This is a genomic window from uncultured Kriegella sp., assembly GCF_963975415.1.
Taxonomy (GTDB): domain Bacteria; phylum Bacteroidota; class Bacteroidia; order Flavobacteriales; family Flavobacteriaceae; genus Kriegella.
Genome location: NZ_CAXBGN010000002.1, coordinates 484,606 through 501,477, shown reverse-complemented (window position 1 = coordinate 501,477; position 16,872 = coordinate 484,606). Strand labels below are relative to the sequence as shown.

General features: G+C 39.7%; 17 protein-coding genes. 7 read left to right on the top strand and 10 right to left on the bottom strand.

Features of this window, described 5'->3' with window-relative positions; genetic code table 11:
* Nucleotides 1-73: 73 nt before the first annotated feature.
* Nucleotides 74-1,741 (top strand): glycerol-3-phosphate dehydrogenase/oxidase, encoded by a 1,668-nt coding sequence (locus tag AACZ88_RS06030; RefSeq protein ID WP_339707660.1) that lies wholly within the window; start codon nucleotides 74-76, stop codon nucleotides 1,739-1,741.
* Here AACZ88_RS06030 and AACZ88_RS06025 read toward each other — a convergent pair.
* From AACZ88_RS06025 to AACZ88_RS06015, 3 genes are all read right to left on the bottom strand, one after another.
* Nucleotides 1,724-3,121: an alpha/beta fold hydrolase gene (locus AACZ88_RS06025; RefSeq protein ID WP_339707657.1), complete on the bottom strand. Its 1,398-nt coding sequence runs from the start codon at nucleotides 3,119-3,121 to the stop codon at nucleotides 1,724-1,726. The two genes, AACZ88_RS06030 and AACZ88_RS06025, sit on opposite strands and share 18 nt — an antisense overlap.
* 42 nt (nucleotides 3,122-3,163) lie before the next feature.
* A complete protein-coding gene (locus AACZ88_RS06020; RefSeq protein WP_339707655.1) occupies nucleotides 3,164-4,162 on the bottom strand; it encodes an NAD(P)H-dependent glycerol-3-phosphate dehydrogenase in 999 nt (332 codons plus the stop codon).
* A gap of 316 nt (nucleotides 4,163-4,478) precedes the next feature.
* Nucleotides 4,479-5,327 (bottom strand): AraC family transcriptional regulator, encoded by an 849-nt coding sequence (locus AACZ88_RS06015; protein ID WP_339707653.1) that lies wholly within the window; start codon nucleotides 5,325-5,327, stop codon nucleotides 4,479-4,481.
* A 149-nt stretch (nucleotides 5,328-5,476) separates the two neighbouring features.
* Here AACZ88_RS06015 and AACZ88_RS06010 point away from each other — a divergent pair, with 149 nt between their 5' ends.
* Together AACZ88_RS06010 and AACZ88_RS06005 are read left to right on the top strand one after the other, a co-directional pair.
* Entirely contained in the window at nucleotides 5,477-6,448 is a 972-nt protein-coding gene (locus AACZ88_RS06010; protein WP_339707650.1) for a phytanoyl-CoA dioxygenase family protein, read from the top strand.
* An 81-nt stretch (nucleotides 6,449-6,529) separates the two neighbouring features.
* Complete coding sequence (locus AACZ88_RS06005) at nucleotides 6,530-8,107, top strand: SulP family inorganic anion transporter (protein ID WP_339707647.1); 1,578 nt, start codon at nucleotides 6,530-6,532, stop codon at nucleotides 8,105-8,107.
* 86 nt (nucleotides 8,108-8,193) lie between these two features.
* Here the strand turns inward: AACZ88_RS06005 and AACZ88_RS06000 are convergent, their stop codons facing one another.
* The 3 genes from AACZ88_RS06000 to AACZ88_RS05990 form a co-directional block, all read right to left on the bottom strand.
* A complete protein-coding gene (locus AACZ88_RS06000) occupies nucleotides 8,194-9,306 on the bottom strand; it encodes a glycoside hydrolase family 88 protein (RefSeq protein ID WP_339707644.1) in 1,113 nt (370 codons plus the stop codon).
* 108 nt (nucleotides 9,307-9,414) lie between these two features.
* A complete protein-coding gene (locus AACZ88_RS05995) occupies nucleotides 9,415-9,903 on the bottom strand; it encodes a cytochrome c (protein ID WP_339707641.1) in 489 nt (162 codons plus the stop codon).
* A gap of 42 nt (nucleotides 9,904-9,945) precedes the next feature.
* Nucleotides 9,946-10,908: an alpha/beta fold hydrolase gene (locus AACZ88_RS05990; RefSeq protein ID WP_339707638.1), complete on the bottom strand. Its 963-nt coding sequence runs from the start codon at nucleotides 10,906-10,908 to the stop codon at nucleotides 9,946-9,948.
* A 135-nt stretch (nucleotides 10,909-11,043) separates the two neighbouring features.
* Here AACZ88_RS05990 and AACZ88_RS05985 point away from each other — a divergent pair, with 135 nt between their 5' ends.
* On the top strand, nucleotides 11,044-11,217 hold the full coding sequence (locus AACZ88_RS05985) for a hypothetical protein (RefSeq protein ID WP_339707635.1): 174 nt from the start codon (nucleotides 11,044-11,046) through the stop codon (nucleotides 11,215-11,217).
* 154 nt (nucleotides 11,218-11,371) lie between these two features.
* Here AACZ88_RS05985 and AACZ88_RS05980 read toward each other — a convergent pair whose 3' ends face one another.
* Nucleotides 11,372-12,346, bottom strand: a complete 975-nt coding sequence (locus tag AACZ88_RS05980; RefSeq protein WP_339707632.1) for a nitronate monooxygenase — start codon at nucleotides 12,344-12,346, stop codon at nucleotides 11,372-11,374.
* Nucleotides 12,347-12,449: 103 nt separating this feature from the next.
* Here AACZ88_RS05980 and AACZ88_RS05975 point away from each other — a divergent pair, with 103 nt between their 5' ends.
* On the top strand, nucleotides 12,450-12,932 hold the full coding sequence (locus AACZ88_RS05975) for an acyl-CoA thioesterase (RefSeq protein WP_339707629.1): 483 nt from the start codon (nucleotides 12,450-12,452) through the stop codon (nucleotides 12,930-12,932).
* A 6-nt stretch (nucleotides 12,933-12,938) separates the two neighbouring features.
* Here the strand turns inward: AACZ88_RS05975 and AACZ88_RS05970 are convergent, their stop codons facing one another.
* Together AACZ88_RS05970 and AACZ88_RS05965 are read right to left on the bottom strand one after the other, a co-directional pair.
* Entirely contained in the window at nucleotides 12,939-13,838 is a 900-nt protein-coding gene (locus AACZ88_RS05970) for a DMT family transporter (RefSeq protein WP_339707625.1), read from the bottom strand.
* Nucleotides 13,835-14,188 (bottom strand): ArsC/Spx/MgsR family protein, encoded by a 354-nt coding sequence (locus AACZ88_RS05965; RefSeq protein WP_339707622.1) that lies wholly within the window; start codon nucleotides 14,186-14,188, stop codon nucleotides 13,835-13,837. The genes AACZ88_RS05970 and AACZ88_RS05965 overlap by 4 nt, the downstream gene beginning before the upstream one ends.
* Nucleotides 14,189-14,336: 148 nt before the next feature.
* Between AACZ88_RS05965 and AACZ88_RS05960 the strand changes: the two genes are divergently transcribed.
* Nucleotides 14,337-14,807: a DinB family protein gene (locus AACZ88_RS05960; protein ID WP_339707619.1), complete on the top strand. Its 471-nt coding sequence runs from the start codon at nucleotides 14,337-14,339 to the stop codon at nucleotides 14,805-14,807.
* Here AACZ88_RS05960 and AACZ88_RS05955 read toward each other — a convergent pair.
* A complete protein-coding gene (locus AACZ88_RS05955; protein ID WP_339707616.1) occupies nucleotides 14,804-15,547 on the bottom strand; it encodes a DUF3298 domain-containing protein in 744 nt (247 codons plus the stop codon). The two genes, AACZ88_RS05960 and AACZ88_RS05955, sit on opposite strands and share 4 nt — an antisense overlap.
* Before the next feature lie 87 nt (nucleotides 15,548-15,634).
* Here AACZ88_RS05955 and AACZ88_RS05950 point away from each other — a divergent pair, with 87 nt between their 5' ends.
* Complete coding sequence (locus AACZ88_RS05950) at nucleotides 15,635-16,789, top strand: cystathionine gamma-synthase (RefSeq protein WP_339707613.1); 1,155 nt, start codon at nucleotides 15,635-15,637, stop codon at nucleotides 16,787-16,789.
* Nucleotides 16,790-16,872: the final 83 nt, after the last annotated feature.

Genomic DNA, 16,872 nt, shown 5'->3' with positions numbered 1-16,872 from the left:
GTCAAGCATCCGGTTTCTACGGCTTGCTGTGTTACGAAAGCTCTTTTAGTGACGATTTTAATTAAAAAATATCATGGAAAACATAAAATTCTCGAATAGAGATAGGGCAAAAACCATTGCGAAATTTATAAAAGAAGAATACGACCTAGTCGTAATCGGAGGAGGTATCACAGGGGGTGGCATTGCCCTTGACGCTGCATCACGTGGTTTGAAAGTAGCTTTGGTCGAAAAAGGCGATTTCGCATCGGGCACCAGTAGTAAATCGACAAAACTGATACATGGCGGGTTGCGTTATTTAAAGCAATTCGATTTTTGGCTCGTAAAAGAGGTGGGTTCAGAACGTGCCATTGTTCATAAGCTGGCCCCACATCTGGTGCTTCCCGAAAAAATGCTGCTTCCGCTGATCGAAAATGGGTCTTATGGTAAATGGCTTACTTCCATTGGGTTGAAGGTCTATGATATTTTAGCCCAAGTTACGGGAGATGATAAGCGTAAAATGTTGGAAAAAAAGGAAGCATTAAAACTGGAACCGTTACTTCCTAAAAAAATATTGAAAGGCGCAGGTTATTATGCCGAATACCGTACCGATGATGCCCGTTTGACTATTGAAAATATTAAAACGAGTCTTAAGTATGGTGCTGTGGCTTTAAACTATGCGGAAGTAAAGGGTTTTACATATGTTGAGGAAAAAGTAGCCGGGGTGACTGTGAAAGATTTAGTCTCTGGGAATGAATTCAATATCAAATCGAAATACGTAATCAATGCCGCAGGGCCGTGGGTAGACGAATTGCGAAGCATGAACAATTCTAAGAAGGGAAAGCAACTGCATCTTACCAAAGGAGTGCATTTGGTGTTTCCGTATAAGAAACTTCCTGTGAAGCAGTCGGTTTATTTCGATATTCCCGATGGGCGTATGATGTTTGCCATTCCAAGAGGCAAGATTACCTATGTTGGTACTACCGACACCAATTTTAATAAAGACAAAGACCATGTGGGTATTGACTTGGCCGATGCCATCTATCTTTTGTCTGCAGTAAATAATATGTTTCCTAAAATCAATTTGGAAATGGAGGATATTATTTCTTCCTGGGCCGGATTACGTCCATTAATTCATGAAGAAGGAAAATCTGCTTCAGAACTTTCGCGAAAGGATGAAATTTTCACTTCCGACACAGGGCTTGTGAGTATTGCGGGCGGAAAGTTGACCGGGTATCGAAAAATGGCAGAAAGAGTTGTCGACCGAATTGCCAGAAAATTGGAAGAAGACTACGCGTCCAAATCGAAAGAATCGGATACGGAGAATATACCGTTATGCGGTAATGTTGGCTTTAAAAAATTCAAACACGTTAAAAAATATATCGCAGAAATCTATGATCGGATAAAGGCCGACGGATTTTCAGAATATGACGCTTGGTTCTTAGTTACCAATTACGGCAAACAGACCGATACTATTCTAGAAACCTACTCGAAATTAAAGGATAAAGACCACTATGTGCGATTGATAAAAGCGGAGTTGCATTTTGGTATTGATTTTGAAATGGTGCAAAATCCGATGGATTTCTTTGTGCGAAGAACAGGAAGGTTATACTTTGACATCGATGGTGTTACCACTTTTATGGAACCTGTACTAGAAGAGTTTCAATCCGTTTTTAAAGTTGATGAAGCACAACTAGATGCTTGGCGTGAGACCTTGTTGGCCTTGATTAAAGAACACTCCGATTTTTCATTGGAGCGGGTTTGATAGGTTCCATTCGATAGGGTTCCTTTCCAAACTGCAATCCATATTCGGCTTATGACCCGGATTGTTCAAAAAATCTTCCGCTATTTGAAAAAAACAAGAATTATAAAAATGGTGACTTTCATCTTGAAAAATAACCTCATAACCATTTATAAAATTTTTTACAGCACCAGCTGCATTGCTTACAGGTGTGGCAGGATCCAAACGGCCCGATACCATTAACGTAGGAATATCTGAAACGACAGCTTGGTTTTCAATATCCGTAGCCCTAAAAGGGTGCCAATCGGCCAGTAACTTGGCTAACAAGTTATGGGCAGTATGGGCGTACCCAATTTTGGACTGTAGTATTGCTTTTTCTGTATCTTGGGCGTTATAGAATGGAAACTCCTCATAGGCCGTGACCGAATAAAGCATTGGCAAATTTACGAAGCTATAAAGGGATTCGAAAGCACTTAAATGGGCGATAATAATTTCAGTTTCTCCATTTTCAAGAGCCTCAATAAATAAAGGGACATTGGCAATGGACTGACGGTCGTAAAGTACAACATTTAGTATAGGGAATACATCTTGTAAATTCAATACGAAGGGTTTATTTTTATAGTCAAAGCGCAAAGGATTAGACTCCAATGCCTTAAGAACTTTCAATAAACGTTCTTTCAGATTAGGATATCTGTTGTTACAGTCCTTGTTTTCCTCGCAACGTCGAAGAACTGTAAAAAGGGAACTATCAATGCTCCTAATCCTATCCCCAAACAAATCGGATTCAGGAGCCAAAACCCCGGCAAGTATCGAACTTCGAACACTATTGGGGAAATCACGCATAATGGTCAACCCAAGTCGTGTTCCATAAGAAGCTCCAAAAAGATTCCATTTGTCATACCCTAAAGCTTTTCGAAGGTCTTCAAAATCGGCTGCATTTTCACGACTATTATAACCAGCTAGATCAACTCCTTTTTGTTTAATAGCCTCCCTGCATCGGTCAAGCTGCGCCCTCGAGGCATTATAATCATCCTCAATGTCAAGATCTTGTCGCATGAGATCAAAAAGTGAATTGCCTAATTCTGTACAATTGGCTTCAGATTGACCGGTTCCACGTTGATCCATCAATACAATATCCCTATCATTTCGCAGTGGATGGTCGCTCCAAAATTCCTCCATAATCAAGGTCTCAGCGCCAGGGCCGCCCTGTAAATAAACAATAGGTGCTTTGCGAGAATTGGTGTCCTTCGCCTTTAATACTTTATAGGCTAATTTGAGGGTTCGCGAATCGGGATCATCTCTGTTTTCAGGTACTTCTAGAATTCCATCTATTATTATATCGGGGGGAGTATTATTGCATGCACATAACAAAACTGTAAAAAATAAAATTCCCCATAAACGCATAACCTTTATGTATTGAAGTAATCTAAGATAAAGAAACTTTCTTTAATCGATTTTCTCGGTCAGCTTGGCAAAAACTTTTTTTGGGTTCTTGCCTTCGTAAAGCACGGCATACACGGCATTGATAATGGGTGTTTTTACCTTTTTTTCGAATTTAGATTTGATTTCAAAGGCGCTCTTGGTGGCATAGTAGCCTTCGGCGACCATGTTCATTTCCATTTGGGCACTTTTTACCGTATAGCCTTTCCCGATCATATTACCGAACATACGGTTGCGGCTAAAAGTTGAATAGCCTGTTACCAGAAGATCTCCAAGATAGGCGGAGTCGTTAATATTCCGGTCAATTTTATGAATGCGTTTGGTAAAGCGTTTCATCTCGCGGATTGCGTTGCTCATCAGTACACTTTGAAAATTGTCGCCATAGCCCAGTCCATGTGCTATACCTGCGCCAATGGCATAAATATTCTTTAACATGGCGGCATATTCGGTTCCGATGATATCTTTTGAAATTTTAGTTTTGATATAGGCGCTAGTTAAATTTTCGGCTACAAGGTCAGCTTTTGCACGGTCAGCACATGCGATGGTTAAATAGGAGAGTCTTTCCAGGGCTACTTCTTCTGCGTGACAGGGACCCGTAATGACGCCAATATTCTTAAAGGGAATATCATAAGTTTCGTGAAAATGCTCTCCAACTATGAGTCCGGTTTCCGGGACGATTCCTTTAATGGCCGAGAAAATAATTTTATCAGCTAAGGTTACTTTTAATTTTTCAAGTTCACTTCCTAAAAATGCAGAAGGTATTGCAAAAATTAAAATATCAGCATGTTCAGCGGCCTGGTTGATATCGTCCGTTAATTGAAGTTGATCAAGGTTAAATTCAACGGACCGTAAATAATTAGGGTTGTGTTTTTCAGTTTGTAAATAACTTATAGCATCTGAACTGCGCATGTACCATGTAATTTTGTCCAAATTTTCGGTAAGCATTTTTACAATTGCAGTGGCCCAGCTTCCTCCACCAATTACAGCAATTCTTGTTTTTATCATTAGTAGGTGTAATTAATTTCAAAAGTAATTAAAATTGATTTAGGTACTTCATCGTAGTTTTTCCGATAAACTACATCTAGGTGAATAAAAACCGACCAAATGCCTAAAATTTTAACATCCTTCGGCCAATTGCCCAACAATAAATTGTAGGAAAATACGCTATTAATAAAGAACATTGCAAAAAATAAAATATAGGGACTTGAAACAGTCCGAGAACAATTTTTTTGGTTGGTTATTTAGTTAGGAACCGCCTCGACGTCTTAGTTGGGGCGGTTTTTTATGGTCCTATAGTTTGAAGAAAAAGTGGCGCTATCTTTTAATTGTTTAAATATCTTTTTTTGAATTCCGAAGGATTTTCTAACGTAACTTTTTTGAATATACGATTGAAATAGGAAAGACTTTCGAATCCGCAATCGAAGCACGTTTCGGTAATGTTTTTTCCGGTTAAAAGTAGTCGTTTCGCCTGGCTGATCCGGTATTGATTTAAAAATGCTACAAAAGAGTTTCCTGTGGCTTTTTTAAAGTAACGACAAAAAGCGGGTTTACTTAGATTGCAAAGTGACGCGATTTCCTCTACCGTTATTTTTCCTTGATAGTGTTCATCAATGAAAGCGTAGATGGTTCGCATGCGTTTTTGTTCTTTTAGATTGAAGCGGCTCACAAATGGTTTTTCATGTAAAAGGGTATATTCGTTGGTAGTGGATAATACGTTCAATAATTGCATAATTTCTACAAATAATTGAAATGGGGCAAGCGCATGTATTTTTTTAATGCGTTTTCCAATTTCATTTTTTGTTTCTCCATGAAAGGCAATTCCAAATTGTGCTTTTTCAAAGAGTACCTGAATGTGGTTTAGCTCAGGCATTTCATTTGCGAAAGATTGTCTAAACGATGGTTTGATATGCAACACCTCCATGCGATAGTTGCTTTTGACCCCATGGTCAAAATTCAGATGTGGAATATTCGATCCTATAAAAACCAAATCACTTTCCTCATAAGTAGAAATGTGGTCGCCCACGTGTCGGGTGGCGGTGGCCCCCTCTATATAAACAAGTTCGTATTCAGGATGAAAGTGCCAAAAGAATAGGTCGTTAAGCTTGGGCTCGTGTAATACCCGAAAAGGGCTTTTAGTTTCAGGACTGATGGTCTCTAGCTGGATTTTCATAATTCAATTTAACAAATTTCACATGTAAACCATTTTTTTTGGTATAAAATATCAATATTGTTCAAATAATGGTCAATATCAAGGTAGAAAGGCACCTTCTGAATTTCTAGTTTTACTTCACAACTCTAACTTCTGATAAAATTTGAACTATGAAAAAAATAGATAAGATTGAAATGGCCAATAAAGGTCATAAGGCAATTCCCGGGAATCCATCTACCGCAACGACCAGTAAAATTAAATTGAACGATCGCTCGAATAATGTACCGTTACGGGTTTTGAGCGAAGCCGATTGGGATTTCTGGGTACACAATGGCTATATCGTCATTAAAAATGCAGTTTCAAAAGAGCAGGCCAAGGCAACAGCTGATTTCATCTGGGAGTTTGATGAAAAAGATTCTAAAAGCCCAGAAACCTGGTACGCTCCGCCAAGAGCGGAAATGAAAATGAAAGAACTGACCGGAACAGGAATGGTCGAAGTATATAACCATCAACATCTCTGGAACAATCGCCAGACGCATCGCGTATATGATGCTTTTGTCGATGTGTGGGGCACCGAGAAATTGTGGGTTACTATAGATCGGGCCAATTTGAATTTTCCTTTAAGACCCGGGGTCAAGAAAAAGGGGTTTATTCATTGGGATTATGATCCGGAAACGAGGCCTCAGAATGTTCAGGGTGTTTTGGCATTGGCGGATCAGACCGATGAAAATATGGGTGGTTTTCAATGTATCCCGTGGTTGTATCGTAATTACGATGCTTGGAAATTGACCCAACCCGAAGACCGTGATCGATTTCAACCCGATGTTTCCAATTTAGAAGACAAAATTGTCAAAGTTAAAATGGAGGCTGGTGATTTACTCATTTTCAATAGTACACAACCGCACGGTATAAGGCCCAATAACTCGAAAGACAAGGTGCGTATTGCGCAATATATTTCCATGATGCCGGCAGAAGAAAACAATGAAGAGCTTCGACAATGGCGGATCAATTCCTGGCGGCAACGGATCGCACCTGAGGGGTATGCATTTCCGGGTGACCCGAGAAGATGGGAACAGACAAAATATGAAACTGCCAATTTATCCCCACTGGGACAGAAGCTATTAGGGCTGACCCCTTGGTAGATCATCAAATCTTTAATTCTTAGCTAGTTTAAGGTGAAACCGACTATTAATGGTATTTTTGCATCCTTAAAATAAGAAGGTTTGAAGAAATACTTTAATTTATTCGATTTTAAACAAAAGGTAGACTATAAAACCGAGATTTTATCGGGCCTTACAGTGGCATTGGCATTGGTGCCAGAGGCCATTGCCTTTGCTTTGATTCCAGGTTTTTCACCACTTACAGGTTTGTATGCAGCTTTTGTGTTGGCATTGGTGACCTCAATTTTAGGAGGTCGACCAGGAATGATTTCAGGTGCTACAGGTGCAGTTGCCGTGGTTTTTATTGGATTGATACTTGAACTCAAACGTAATTTTCCGGGAATCGAACCCGAGACTATTTTAAATTACGTTTTTGCCACGGTCATTATTGCCGGATTACTTCAGATCGGAGCAGGAGTTTTGCGTTTAGGAAAGTTTATCAGACTAGTGCCGCACCCCGTAATGTTCGGGTTTGTTAATGGATTGGCCATCATCATATTTATGGCACAGTTCCCTAATTTTTATCAAAAGGGAACCGATACATTGCTAACGGGTGCCCCAATGTATACAATGCTAGGGCTAACCTTGCTAACCATGCTCATTATATGGGGTTTTCCAAAATTGACCAAGGCAATTCCATCTTCTTTATTGGCAATCGTTGTAGTTTCTTCCTTGGTTATAGGTTTTGGAATTGACACCCTTACCGTAGCCGACACCATGAAAGCAGGAGAATCGATTAAAGGGGGCTTTCCGCCTTTATCAATTCCACAGATTCCTTTTACTTTTGAGACCCTTAAAATTATTTTCCCTTATGCGGCCATTGTTGCCGGGGTTGGTTTGATTGAAAGTCTATTGACGCTGAATATCATTGATGAAATTACAGAAACACGAGGAAGTGGAAATAAAGAATGTGTGGCGCAGGGTACGGCAAATATATTATCCGGATTCCTATCAGGTATGGGAGGTTGTGCAATGATTGGGCAAAGTTTGATCAACACTTCATCTGGGGCAAGAGCCCGTTTGTCTGGTATTACCGCTGCGGTAATGTTGCTGGTTTTTATTATGTTCGGGTCAAGTCTCATTGAACGCCTTCCTATGGCGGCCTTGGTCGGATTGATGTTTATGGTCGCTATCGGAACCTTCGAATGGGCAAGCTTTAAGACATTTCGAAAAATGCCGAATTCAGATGTTATTGTGATGGTTTTAGTGACCTTGATTACGGCGATTACACATAATTTGGCAGTGGCCGTTCTGTTGGGAGTGATTATCTCCGCTTTGGCATACTCCTGGGAGAATGCAAAACGTATTCGAGCACGAAAACATATTGATGAAAACGGGGTCAAGCATTACGAGATTTATGGCCCTCTGTTTTTTGGTTCAACCACATTATTTGCTGAAAAATTTGATATTCAGAATGATCCTTTGGAAGTAATTATAGACTTCAAGGAAAGTCGTGTTGCAGATATGTCAGGTATTGAGGCACTGAATAAAATAACCGATCGTTACCAAAAAGTTGGTAAAAAAGTACATCTCAAACATTTGAGTAAAGACTGCATTCGCTTGTTGAAGAATGCCAATGATATCATCGACGTAAATGTTTTAGAAGATCCTACCTATAAAGTCGTCGTAGACAAGACTTAAAAAGAAATCATTATAAAAAAAACCGATGCACAAGCATCGGTTTTTTATAACTTTCTGTAAATTTTTACAGCGACTATTGTTTTTAATTAATTACCGCCGTACAATTTATAGACTTCAGAACCAGCACTTAAAAAAGCACCTGTTCCATATACTTCGGTCTTATCGGGCCAAGCTTTTCCAGGAGCTGCTCCTATTGGTTGTACATAACCCAACATACCTTCATCGGTAACATGGCTTACCATGGCATTCCACCCTTTCTTGACGGCCGGGCCATAGGTAGATTTGTCTAAAATACCCTTATTAATGCCCCAAGCGAGACCATAGACATAAAATGAAGAACCGCTTGTTTCCGGTGTAGGATAGAAATCTTGTCCTAATAAACTCATGGCCCAATGGCCTTGTGGAGTTTGAATGGCAAGCAATTTTTTGGACATTTTTTTATAGATACCCAAAAAGTATTTGTATTCCTTGCTTTTAGGGTCTAATTCGTTCATGACATTAGTCAGTCCGGCGAATACCCAGCCATTGCCTCTCGACCAGAATATTTTGGTTCCATTGTCTAGCTTGCCCATATAACTTTCATCACGGTAGTATAAGCTTTCTTTCTTATCAAATAGGAAATCTGTAGAAGCTTTGAATTCGGTCATTAAAAAATCAAGATACTTTTTTTCTCCTGTGAGTTTATAGAGTTTTGCCCAAACCGGTGGAGACATAAACAAGGCATCACACCAGTTCCAACGGTCTTGGTGGTATGGAGACTTCCAATGAAACGAAGATTGCGAAGGGTGCATCATAATAAAGTTGAATTGCTCCTTGGTTGGCTCGATCATTTTTTCGTCGTTATACTTACGAAAAAGCTCAATGTACATTTGACCGACAGTGTGATCATCTGCATGATATTTTCGACGATATAATTGCCATTCGTTTTCTTCTCCAATTGTTTTTAGCCAGTTGTAGTATTTATCGTCATCGGCCATTGCGGCCCATTTTACCATACCGACGTACAAAGCACCATTGGTCCAATCAAGTGGGTGGTGGGGTTTGGTGTGGCCGCTATAAAGGCCGTCGAAATGATCTATCTGCCAATCGGCTACCTTTTTCATGATTTGTTCGACTTCATTTGGCTTTATATCTTGAGCAGTCGATGCAATAGAAGCGGTTAACACTACTAGGGCAAGAATATTACGAATTGATTTCATTGTTAAGGGTTTTATTGATGGAAATTTAATTTTGTGCCAAAACGAAATGTGCTATTACCCCAAATTCATTTCAGGATAACAGCACAGTAAATTTGGTTCGGGACAATGTTACAGTGTGCGTAAAAATTCTGTCACATTTCTTGCATCCTCTTCGCTTAAATTTTGATTTAACATAATCGCGTTGTTATACTCTTTAAGTAATGCCTTTGCAATAGGATCTTCTTTAAGCATAACATCAGGATTGATAATCATGTTCATTACCCATTCAGGACTTCTGCGCTCTAAAACACCTTTTAAAGCAGGGCCTATCATGCGTTTATCGACTGCATGACAAGCAATACATACGGTGCTAAAAATCTTTTCACCTTTGGCAGCCATTTCAGAGTCTATTTCATCGGCAAAGGTTACCGATTTTATAGGGCCTACTCCTTTGTTGCTTAAATCAACGGGTACGCCTTCAGCCTCTGCCGCTGGGGCTTTAGCTTCCGTTTTCGTTCGGTTCATTTCAAAACCTTCTTTCTTCTCTTCCTTTTTCTCTTTTCCTCCACAGCTGATCATTAGACCGCCCAGTGCGAAGACCACAAATAATTTTTTCATCATGTTTGTTTTTGTCGGCACTAATATAAGAATTACCGTTATTTAAATAACCTCTTCACAAAATTTTACCGCCCTTTTTTCTGTATAAGTGGCGTTATTTTTACCAAAAAATCCAACATGACCACCATTTCGGGGCATCTCTAAGCTTAAATTGGGATTGGTATTTGCGGCTTCAATGGGATAACATTCTTTTCCTAAAAAAGAATCGTTCTTGGCACTAATTATCAATGCCGGAATGCTAATCTGACCCAAAAACTGGAGACAACTGCATTTCTTGTAATAATCCAGTGCATTTATAAAACCATGGGCGCGACTGGTATAGATATCGTCAAAATCCTTTAAAGTTCGAATACTGGCTATGTCATTGGCCGAAATTTTATCTGGAAACATTTTTTGTTTCGGAATTAGTTTTTCCACCAAATGATTTTTAAATCGTTTGGCATATGGAAAATTCTTGGGCTTCAGAAGCTCTCGAAGTGAGCTGTGTAGGTCACATGGTACTGAAATTCCGATAATACCTTTCACTGTTTTTGGGATGTTCCGCCCTTCGCCCGCATATTTAAGAGCCATATTACCGCCTAAGCTTACGCCTTTTATAAAAATTTTAGGGTATTTTTCTGTGTTTACAATATGCCGTACTACGGCATCTAAATCTTCGGTAGCTCCTGAATGGTACGACCGAAATAGTTTGTTGGTTTCACCACTACAGCCTCGAAAATTTACAGAACAAGCATCGTAACCCAGTGTATTGAAGGCTTTGGCACTTCCTGTGATATAAGGGCGCTGTGCATTGCCCTCTAGACCATGAAGTAGAATAACGACCTTGTCGGTAGGTTTGAAGGAGAAACTCCAGTCGAGATCAAGAAAATCGCCATCGGGCAAATCAATACGCTCTCGGGTTTGTAGTAAACCTTCGACTTTACGAAAAAGACCTGAATAGATCGTAGCGAAATGTCCGCTCCTGAATAAAAAAGGAGGGTTATAATTTGATTGAAATAAAGGCATCTCTAAAATGAATTACTTTTAAGAGTAAGAAGGTACCGCATAGTTTAAAAGTACCTTAAGATTCGTAAAGGGTTGGGTTAAATCCAACAACGTCAAACTTTATTGTAAATTTTAGCATGACCAAAATAATAAAAAATGCGACCATTAAGAAGCGTTTTCCGAAGTTATGAAGCCAAAACTAACGGGGAAGTAGGGCATTGTGAAAGTGATACGGTCTTATTCGTTTTGGGAGATTTGCAGTATGATTTTGTTGTAGTTCTTAGTGGTGAATTTTCTGTTATGACCCCAATATCGGTACTGTTGCAGTAGTGATTCACAAAAAAATAAATTTTCAGGAGAAAGTGGGGTGCTTTCCAGTCGTGGGGTGCAGTTTTAGGCGCTGGCAAAATCAGGCTCCAGCATGCTAGGTATAATGCCCTTGCGCTTAAAGGGAGCTACTTCTAAATGGCTATGTCTTCAATGCTTACTTCGGGTACATTTCCAATACCTTAATTTGTTCCTCGATTGCCGATTTAAATTCTGATTTTAAATGGTTTACCAGTTCGGAAACCGGAAGAACATTGTCTATAGTGGCTGAACCTTGACCTGCCGACCAAATGGTTTTCCAGGCTTTAGCTTCCGTATCGAGTTCTTTTCCAAAATCGATTTTTCTATCTTTTTCCAAATCTTCCTCCGTAATTCCTGCGGCCTTTAAACTAGCCCCCAAAAAATTGGCATGAACACCTGATATTGCTGCAGTATACACTACATCACTTGCGCCAGCAGCCACGATCATTTCGCGATATGCAGCCGAGGCCTTGCTTTCTTCGGTATTTATAAAACGAGTGCCCATATAGGCGAGATCCGCCCCCATTTGGAGGGCCGAAGCAATATCACGACCCGTACTGATGCAACCGGAAAGTATAATGGTCTTATCGTAGAATTTTTTTATTTCAGCAACCAAAGTCATCGGGTTTATAGTGCCCGCATGGCCGCCTGCACCTGCTGCTACAAGAATAAGTCCGTCGACCCCTGCACCTGCCGCTTTTTGGGCATGACGTTTTTTAATGACGTCATGAAATACCAATCCACCGTAACTATGAATGGTGTCTACAACCTGTGAGACGGCACCCAAAGAGGTAATGATCAGCGGCACTTTATGCTTTACGCACAATTTAAGATCGGCCTCCAATCGAGGATTGGTGGGATGAACAATAAGGTTGACCCCGAACGGTGCCGGCTTTTTACCTGTTTCATCCTCAAAATTCTGCAATTCCGATTGTATCTCGATTAGCCATTCTTCGAAACCTTCCGATGTCCGTTGGTTTAAGGCGGGAAAAGTGCCTACTATACCGTTCTTACAGCATTCGACGACCAATTTAGGGCCTGAAATCAAAAACATCGGCGCCGCAATGGCAGGAAGTGAGAGATTCTTAATGAAGGGAGCTTTTAAATCCATTTTTTGTTTTTCTACTTAAAAATAAGGCATTTTAACCTTGAGATTTCCAAAACTATACTATTTTTATAAAATATTATGCATGCATAGCAAAAATATTTAAAGGATGTACTTAAAAGACTTTGAAGTTCGGTGGAGCGATATTGATGCCAACCGACATTTGGCCAACTCGGCATATATTAATTTTATGAGCCACACGCGAATGTCTTTTTTATGGGAGTTGGGTTTCAATCATAAAACAATGGCCGAGAATCAAATCGGCCCGGTAGTTTTTTATGAGCACATGTACTATTTTAAGGAAGTTTTTCCCGGCAAGCCCATAAAGGTGTCTCTAGAAGTTACAGGATTGAGTGAAGATGGAAAGTTTTTTGAATTTCACCATAACTTTTATGATAGCAACGGAAAGAATGTAGCACATTGTGAGATGATGGGTGCGTGGATCAGTTTGAAGACGCGAAGTCTTATTGGTCTAAATGATAATATGTTAGCTGCTTTCAATTCGATTGACAAGCCAGAAGGATTTAAAGTGTTGACCAAAGAAGATACCAGGCGATTCGCCAAAGCACCCCAGAAAGATCTGTCTATTTAAGCAGTATTAACTTTTTGCTACAGAAGATGGTTTGCGACTTGCCAAGTAGACGCCGACCAATACCATTGCAGCACCGAATATTTTCAAGGTGGTCAGACTATCTTTTCCTGTCATTACAGCAAACAAAATGCCGATGATAGGTTGAAGATACACAAAAGCGCTTACGGTAGATGCTTTTAATTGTGTAAGCGCAAAAACATTGAAAAGGTAGGTGCAGAAGGTGGTACCAACGACTACAAATATAATTCCCAAAAACGCTTCAGATGGTAAACTTGTCCATTCGATTTGTAAAAGCTCTTTATAGCCCATGGGAAGACAAACAAAAATGCCGATAGTAAAAAGCCATTTCATGCAGGTGAATAGATGATATTTCTCAATTAATTTCTTTACTAGGATCAGGTATAGGCCATATGAGAAAGCGTTAACGACAAAAAGGGCATTGCCCAGGGGAATGTTGGGGGCATCTTGGCGTATTTCTGCTCCAAAAAGAATGAGGGATACTGCTCCGATAAGTCCAATGAAAATACCGAAGATTTTACGGTTTGAAATTTTTTCCTTGATAAGCAGGGCAGATAGCAGCAGCACAATAATGGGTGTGGTGGTAATTAGCACAGCGCTGTTGATAGGGGTCGAAAGCTGTAATCCCTTAAAGAAACTAAGCATGTTGATACCCATTCCAAAAAGTGCGCAGATTAGCATTCGTCCGTAATCTTTTTTTTCGATGGTTTCTTTTGGTCCAAAAAAAGAAATGGCCCAGAATAGAATAGAAGCACCGATTACCCGTAACATAATAAAGCCGAAAGGAGCGACATGATCGGGCATGACTCCTTTGGCAATGGTATGATTCAGGCCGTAAATGACCGTTGCGCCGATAGCTGCAAATATCGCAAGTGTTCTTTTACTCAAGGATGAATGGTTGCAGCGGCTGCGGAGACCACGTTTTTACTGTTACCGATGAAAATTTGATTATCTACAACGATTACCGGTCTTTTGAGAAAAGTATAGTGGTCTAAAATAAGGTCTTTATAATCGGTTTCAGAAAGTTGTTTTTCTTTTAGATTCCTTTCTTTGTACAACATGGCCCTTCTGCTGAAAAGAGCTTCATAGCTTCCGGAAAGTTTTTGCATTTCCTCAAGTTGTGCTACAGTAATTCTTTCTTTTTTTATATCCTGAAGTATGAATCCTTCTAAAGGCTGAAGCTCCTTAATGATCCTTTGACAAGTGCTACAGGTACTTAAATGGTATATTTTTTTCATAAAGAAACAGTTTTTTCATTGTCGGAAAGATTTAGATTTTCCCAATTTTACCAAAAATTATCCTTGTGCAAAGAAACCCATTTCAATCGAATTGTGCTACTTTTGGGGTTTCGATACAAAAAGTATTTTAACCAAAAAAATTGATATTTTGGAAAAATTATTCAATGTCATATTACAGAACCGAAAGTCTTTCTATCAAATAATATCAGAAACACCAAAGGAGCAGTTGCTGCAAATACCGGAAGGCTTCCGAAATAATATTTGGTGGAATATAGCGCATGTGGTGGTTACACAACAAATATTGTTATATAAATTTAGCGGAGTTTCGATGAAGGTCGATGAAGAATTGGTGGCCAAATTCAAAAAGGGAACAGTACCCGATGGCACGGCTGACGATGAAGAAATAGCGAAAATCACAGACTTGCTCTTGACCACGGTAGAATCGGCACAAAAAGATTATGAAAACGGAGTTTTTAAAGAATATAGTGAGTACACCACAAGTGCTAAAGTTACCTTAAGCAATGTGGAAGATGCTATTGCCTTTGTTGCTTTTCATGAAGGGTTGCATAGAGGCGCGGTTATCGCGCTTCAAAAGATGGTAGTGTTAAAAGAGGCTTAGGACTTTATTTTTTTGGCTAAAAACTTTTTTACGTCATTATATGGGAAAGTGATTTCAATTGGGCCATCGGCATACGATGCGACCTCATATTGATTATACAAAAGTTTCAAGCCCTCTTTGGTAAGGCCAATATTTTCAGGTAGGTAAAAAGAATCGCTTTCAAACATAAACCCCGTACTGTTAATGGGCTTTCCTTCAGGAATGTTCTCTTTTATACGAAATTCAGTTTCGGCGTATTTTTGAAAATTCTCTAAATCTTTGAAAAGTTGCCAGTTTTCAAGTTCGGTACCTTTCTTTTTGTCAAAATTTAAAAATCGTTTAGATCCGTACCCATGTGCTCCGCCAGTAAAAAGATATGCATTGAGCTCAATAGTCAACAAAGCGTCGTCTTCATAAACCTTTTTGCCGTCAATTTTAGCTTCCCATTGGGCGGTTTCGTCGGCATATTCTTCTTTGAGCTCAATGTATCCATGGGTAAACGAGGTTATGGCTTCTTCAATCGTCGTCGCTTCCAAATCATCATCGTATAAGAGTAATGAGATAATTTCTTCCCTCAGTGTCCTGTTTATGGTTCTGGTTAATTTGGTCTGTTCAATTGCCTTAGGAATTGAAATACTGACATCAGGACAATCTGCACATTCTTTCTGGGCTATTTCCATAGGTTCAAATGTCAGCTTGGCTTCTTTTTTACAGCTGATAAAGACGAAAAATAAAATGAGGCAGGCGAAGGAGGTTTTCATGGGAATGTTTAGGGATAAAACACAAAGTTACATCATGATTGTGTGCTATGAAAGATAACGATACATTTGTGTAGTAAATTACATGTCATGAGCGAAAAAAAATTACGATTTAACAGTAAGACAATACACGGAGGTCAGCAACCTGATAAAGCTTACGGGGCGGTAATGCCTCCGATATACCAGACTTCTACCTATGCCCAAACAACCCCGGGCGGGCATAAGGGATATGAGTATTCACGAAGTGCCAACCCTACGCGCACGGCCATGGAAAATGCATTGGCCAGTATTGAAAATGGAACATACGGACTAGCTTTTGGTAGCGGACTTGCGGCCATGGATGCCGTTATTAAACTATTGAGTCCGGGTGATGAAGTAATCTCGACCAATGACCTGTATGGAGGTAGTTACCGGATTTTTCGTCAGATTTTTGAAAAATATGGTATCGTTTTCCATTTTGTTGGTATGCAGAATGTAAACGAAATAGCTGAAAAAATCAACGCGAATACGAAGCTCATCTGGGTAGAGACCCCCACCAACCCGATGATGAATATTATCGATATTAAAGCGGTATCAAAATTGGCGAAAGAACATGCTATACTTTTGGCCGTTGACAACACTTTTGCGACACCCTATTTGCAACAGCCTTTAGATTTGGGCGCTGATATTGTCATGCATTCGGCTACGAAGTATTTAGGAGGTCATAGTGATGTAGTTGTTGGGGTTTTGGTAGTAAAAGATAAGAAGTTGGCAGACCAATTATACTTTATTCAGAACGCAAGCGGTGCTGTGTGCGGCCCTATGGATAGTTTTCTGGTACTTCGCGGTATAAAAACACTTCATGTAAGAATGCAGCGGCATTGTGAAAATGGCAGGGCCGTAGCACAGTATTTATCCAAGCACCCAAAAATTGAAAAAGTGTATTGGCCCGGTTTTGAAAGTCACCCAAACCATGAGGTGGCAAAATTGCAAATGAAAGATTTTGGCGGGATGGTATCATTTGTGACCAAAGGAAACAATTATAAAGATGCCATAGCAATCGTGGAAAAATTGCAAGTATTTACGCTTGCGGAGTCTCTGGGCGGGGTCGAGAGTTTAGCTGGCCACCCTGCAAGTATGACTCATGCCAGTATTCCAAAAGCCGAGCGGGAAAAAAGTGGAGTAGTCGATTCCCTAATAAGATTGAGTGTAGGAATTGAGGATGAGGCAGATTTAATAGGCGATTTGGAGCAGGCCATAGGATAGAGGTTTATCAAATTCACAAAATAGGATGATTAAATTGAATAAATAGTATAATTTTGCCATTAAATTATCGTTTTATTAAAATA

What these genes read in the sequence shown, in the direction of transcription:
- AACZ88_RS06030 (WP_339707660.1), top strand. Translation starts at nt 74, where the DNA reads ATGGAAAACATAAAATTCTCGAATAGAGATAGGGCAAAAACCATTGCG.
- AACZ88_RS06025 (WP_339707657.1), bottom strand. Translation starts at nt 3,121, where the DNA reads ATGCGTTTATGGGGAATTTTATTTTTTACAGTTTTGTTATGTGCATGC.
- AACZ88_RS06020 (WP_339707655.1), bottom strand. Translation starts at nt 4,162, where the DNA reads ATGATAAAAACAAGAATTGCTGTAATTGGTGGAGGAAGCTGGGCCACT.
- AACZ88_RS06015 (WP_339707653.1), bottom strand. Translation starts at nt 5,327, where the DNA reads ATGAAAATCCAGCTAGAGACCATCAGTCCTGAAACTAAAAGCCCTTTT.
- AACZ88_RS06010 (WP_339707650.1), top strand. Translation starts at nt 5,477, where the DNA reads ATGAAAAAAATAGATAAGATTGAAATGGCCAATAAAGGTCATAAGGCA.
- AACZ88_RS06000 (WP_339707644.1), bottom strand. Translation starts at nt 9,306, where the DNA reads ATGAAATCAATTCGTAATATTCTTGCCCTAGTAGTGTTAACCGCTTCT.
- AACZ88_RS05995 (WP_339707641.1), bottom strand. Translation starts at nt 9,903, where the DNA reads ATGAAAAAATTATTTGTGGTCTTCGCACTGGGCGGTCTAATGATCAGC.
- AACZ88_RS05990 (WP_339707638.1), bottom strand. Translation starts at nt 10,908, where the DNA reads ATGCCTTTATTTCAATCAAATTATAACCCTCCTTTTTTATTCAGGAGC.
- AACZ88_RS05985 (WP_339707635.1), top strand. Translation starts at nt 11,044, where the DNA reads ATGCGACCATTAAGAAGCGTTTTCCGAAGTTATGAAGCCAAAACTAAC.
- AACZ88_RS05980 (WP_339707632.1), bottom strand. Translation starts at nt 12,346, where the DNA reads ATGGATTTAAAAGCTCCCTTCATTAAGAATCTCTCACTTCCTGCCATT.
- AACZ88_RS05975 (WP_339707629.1), top strand. Translation starts at nt 12,450, where the DNA reads ATGTACTTAAAAGACTTTGAAGTTCGGTGGAGCGATATTGATGCCAAC.
- AACZ88_RS05965 (WP_339707622.1), bottom strand. Translation starts at nt 14,188, where the DNA reads ATGAAAAAAATATACCATTTAAGTACCTGTAGCACTTGTCAAAGGATC.
- AACZ88_RS05955 (WP_339707616.1), bottom strand. Translation starts at nt 15,547, where the DNA reads ATGAAAACCTCCTTCGCCTGCCTCATTTTATTTTTCGTCTTTATCAGC.
- AACZ88_RS05950 (WP_339707613.1), top strand. Translation starts at nt 15,635, where the DNA reads ATGAGCGAAAAAAAATTACGATTTAACAGTAAGACAATACACGGAGGT.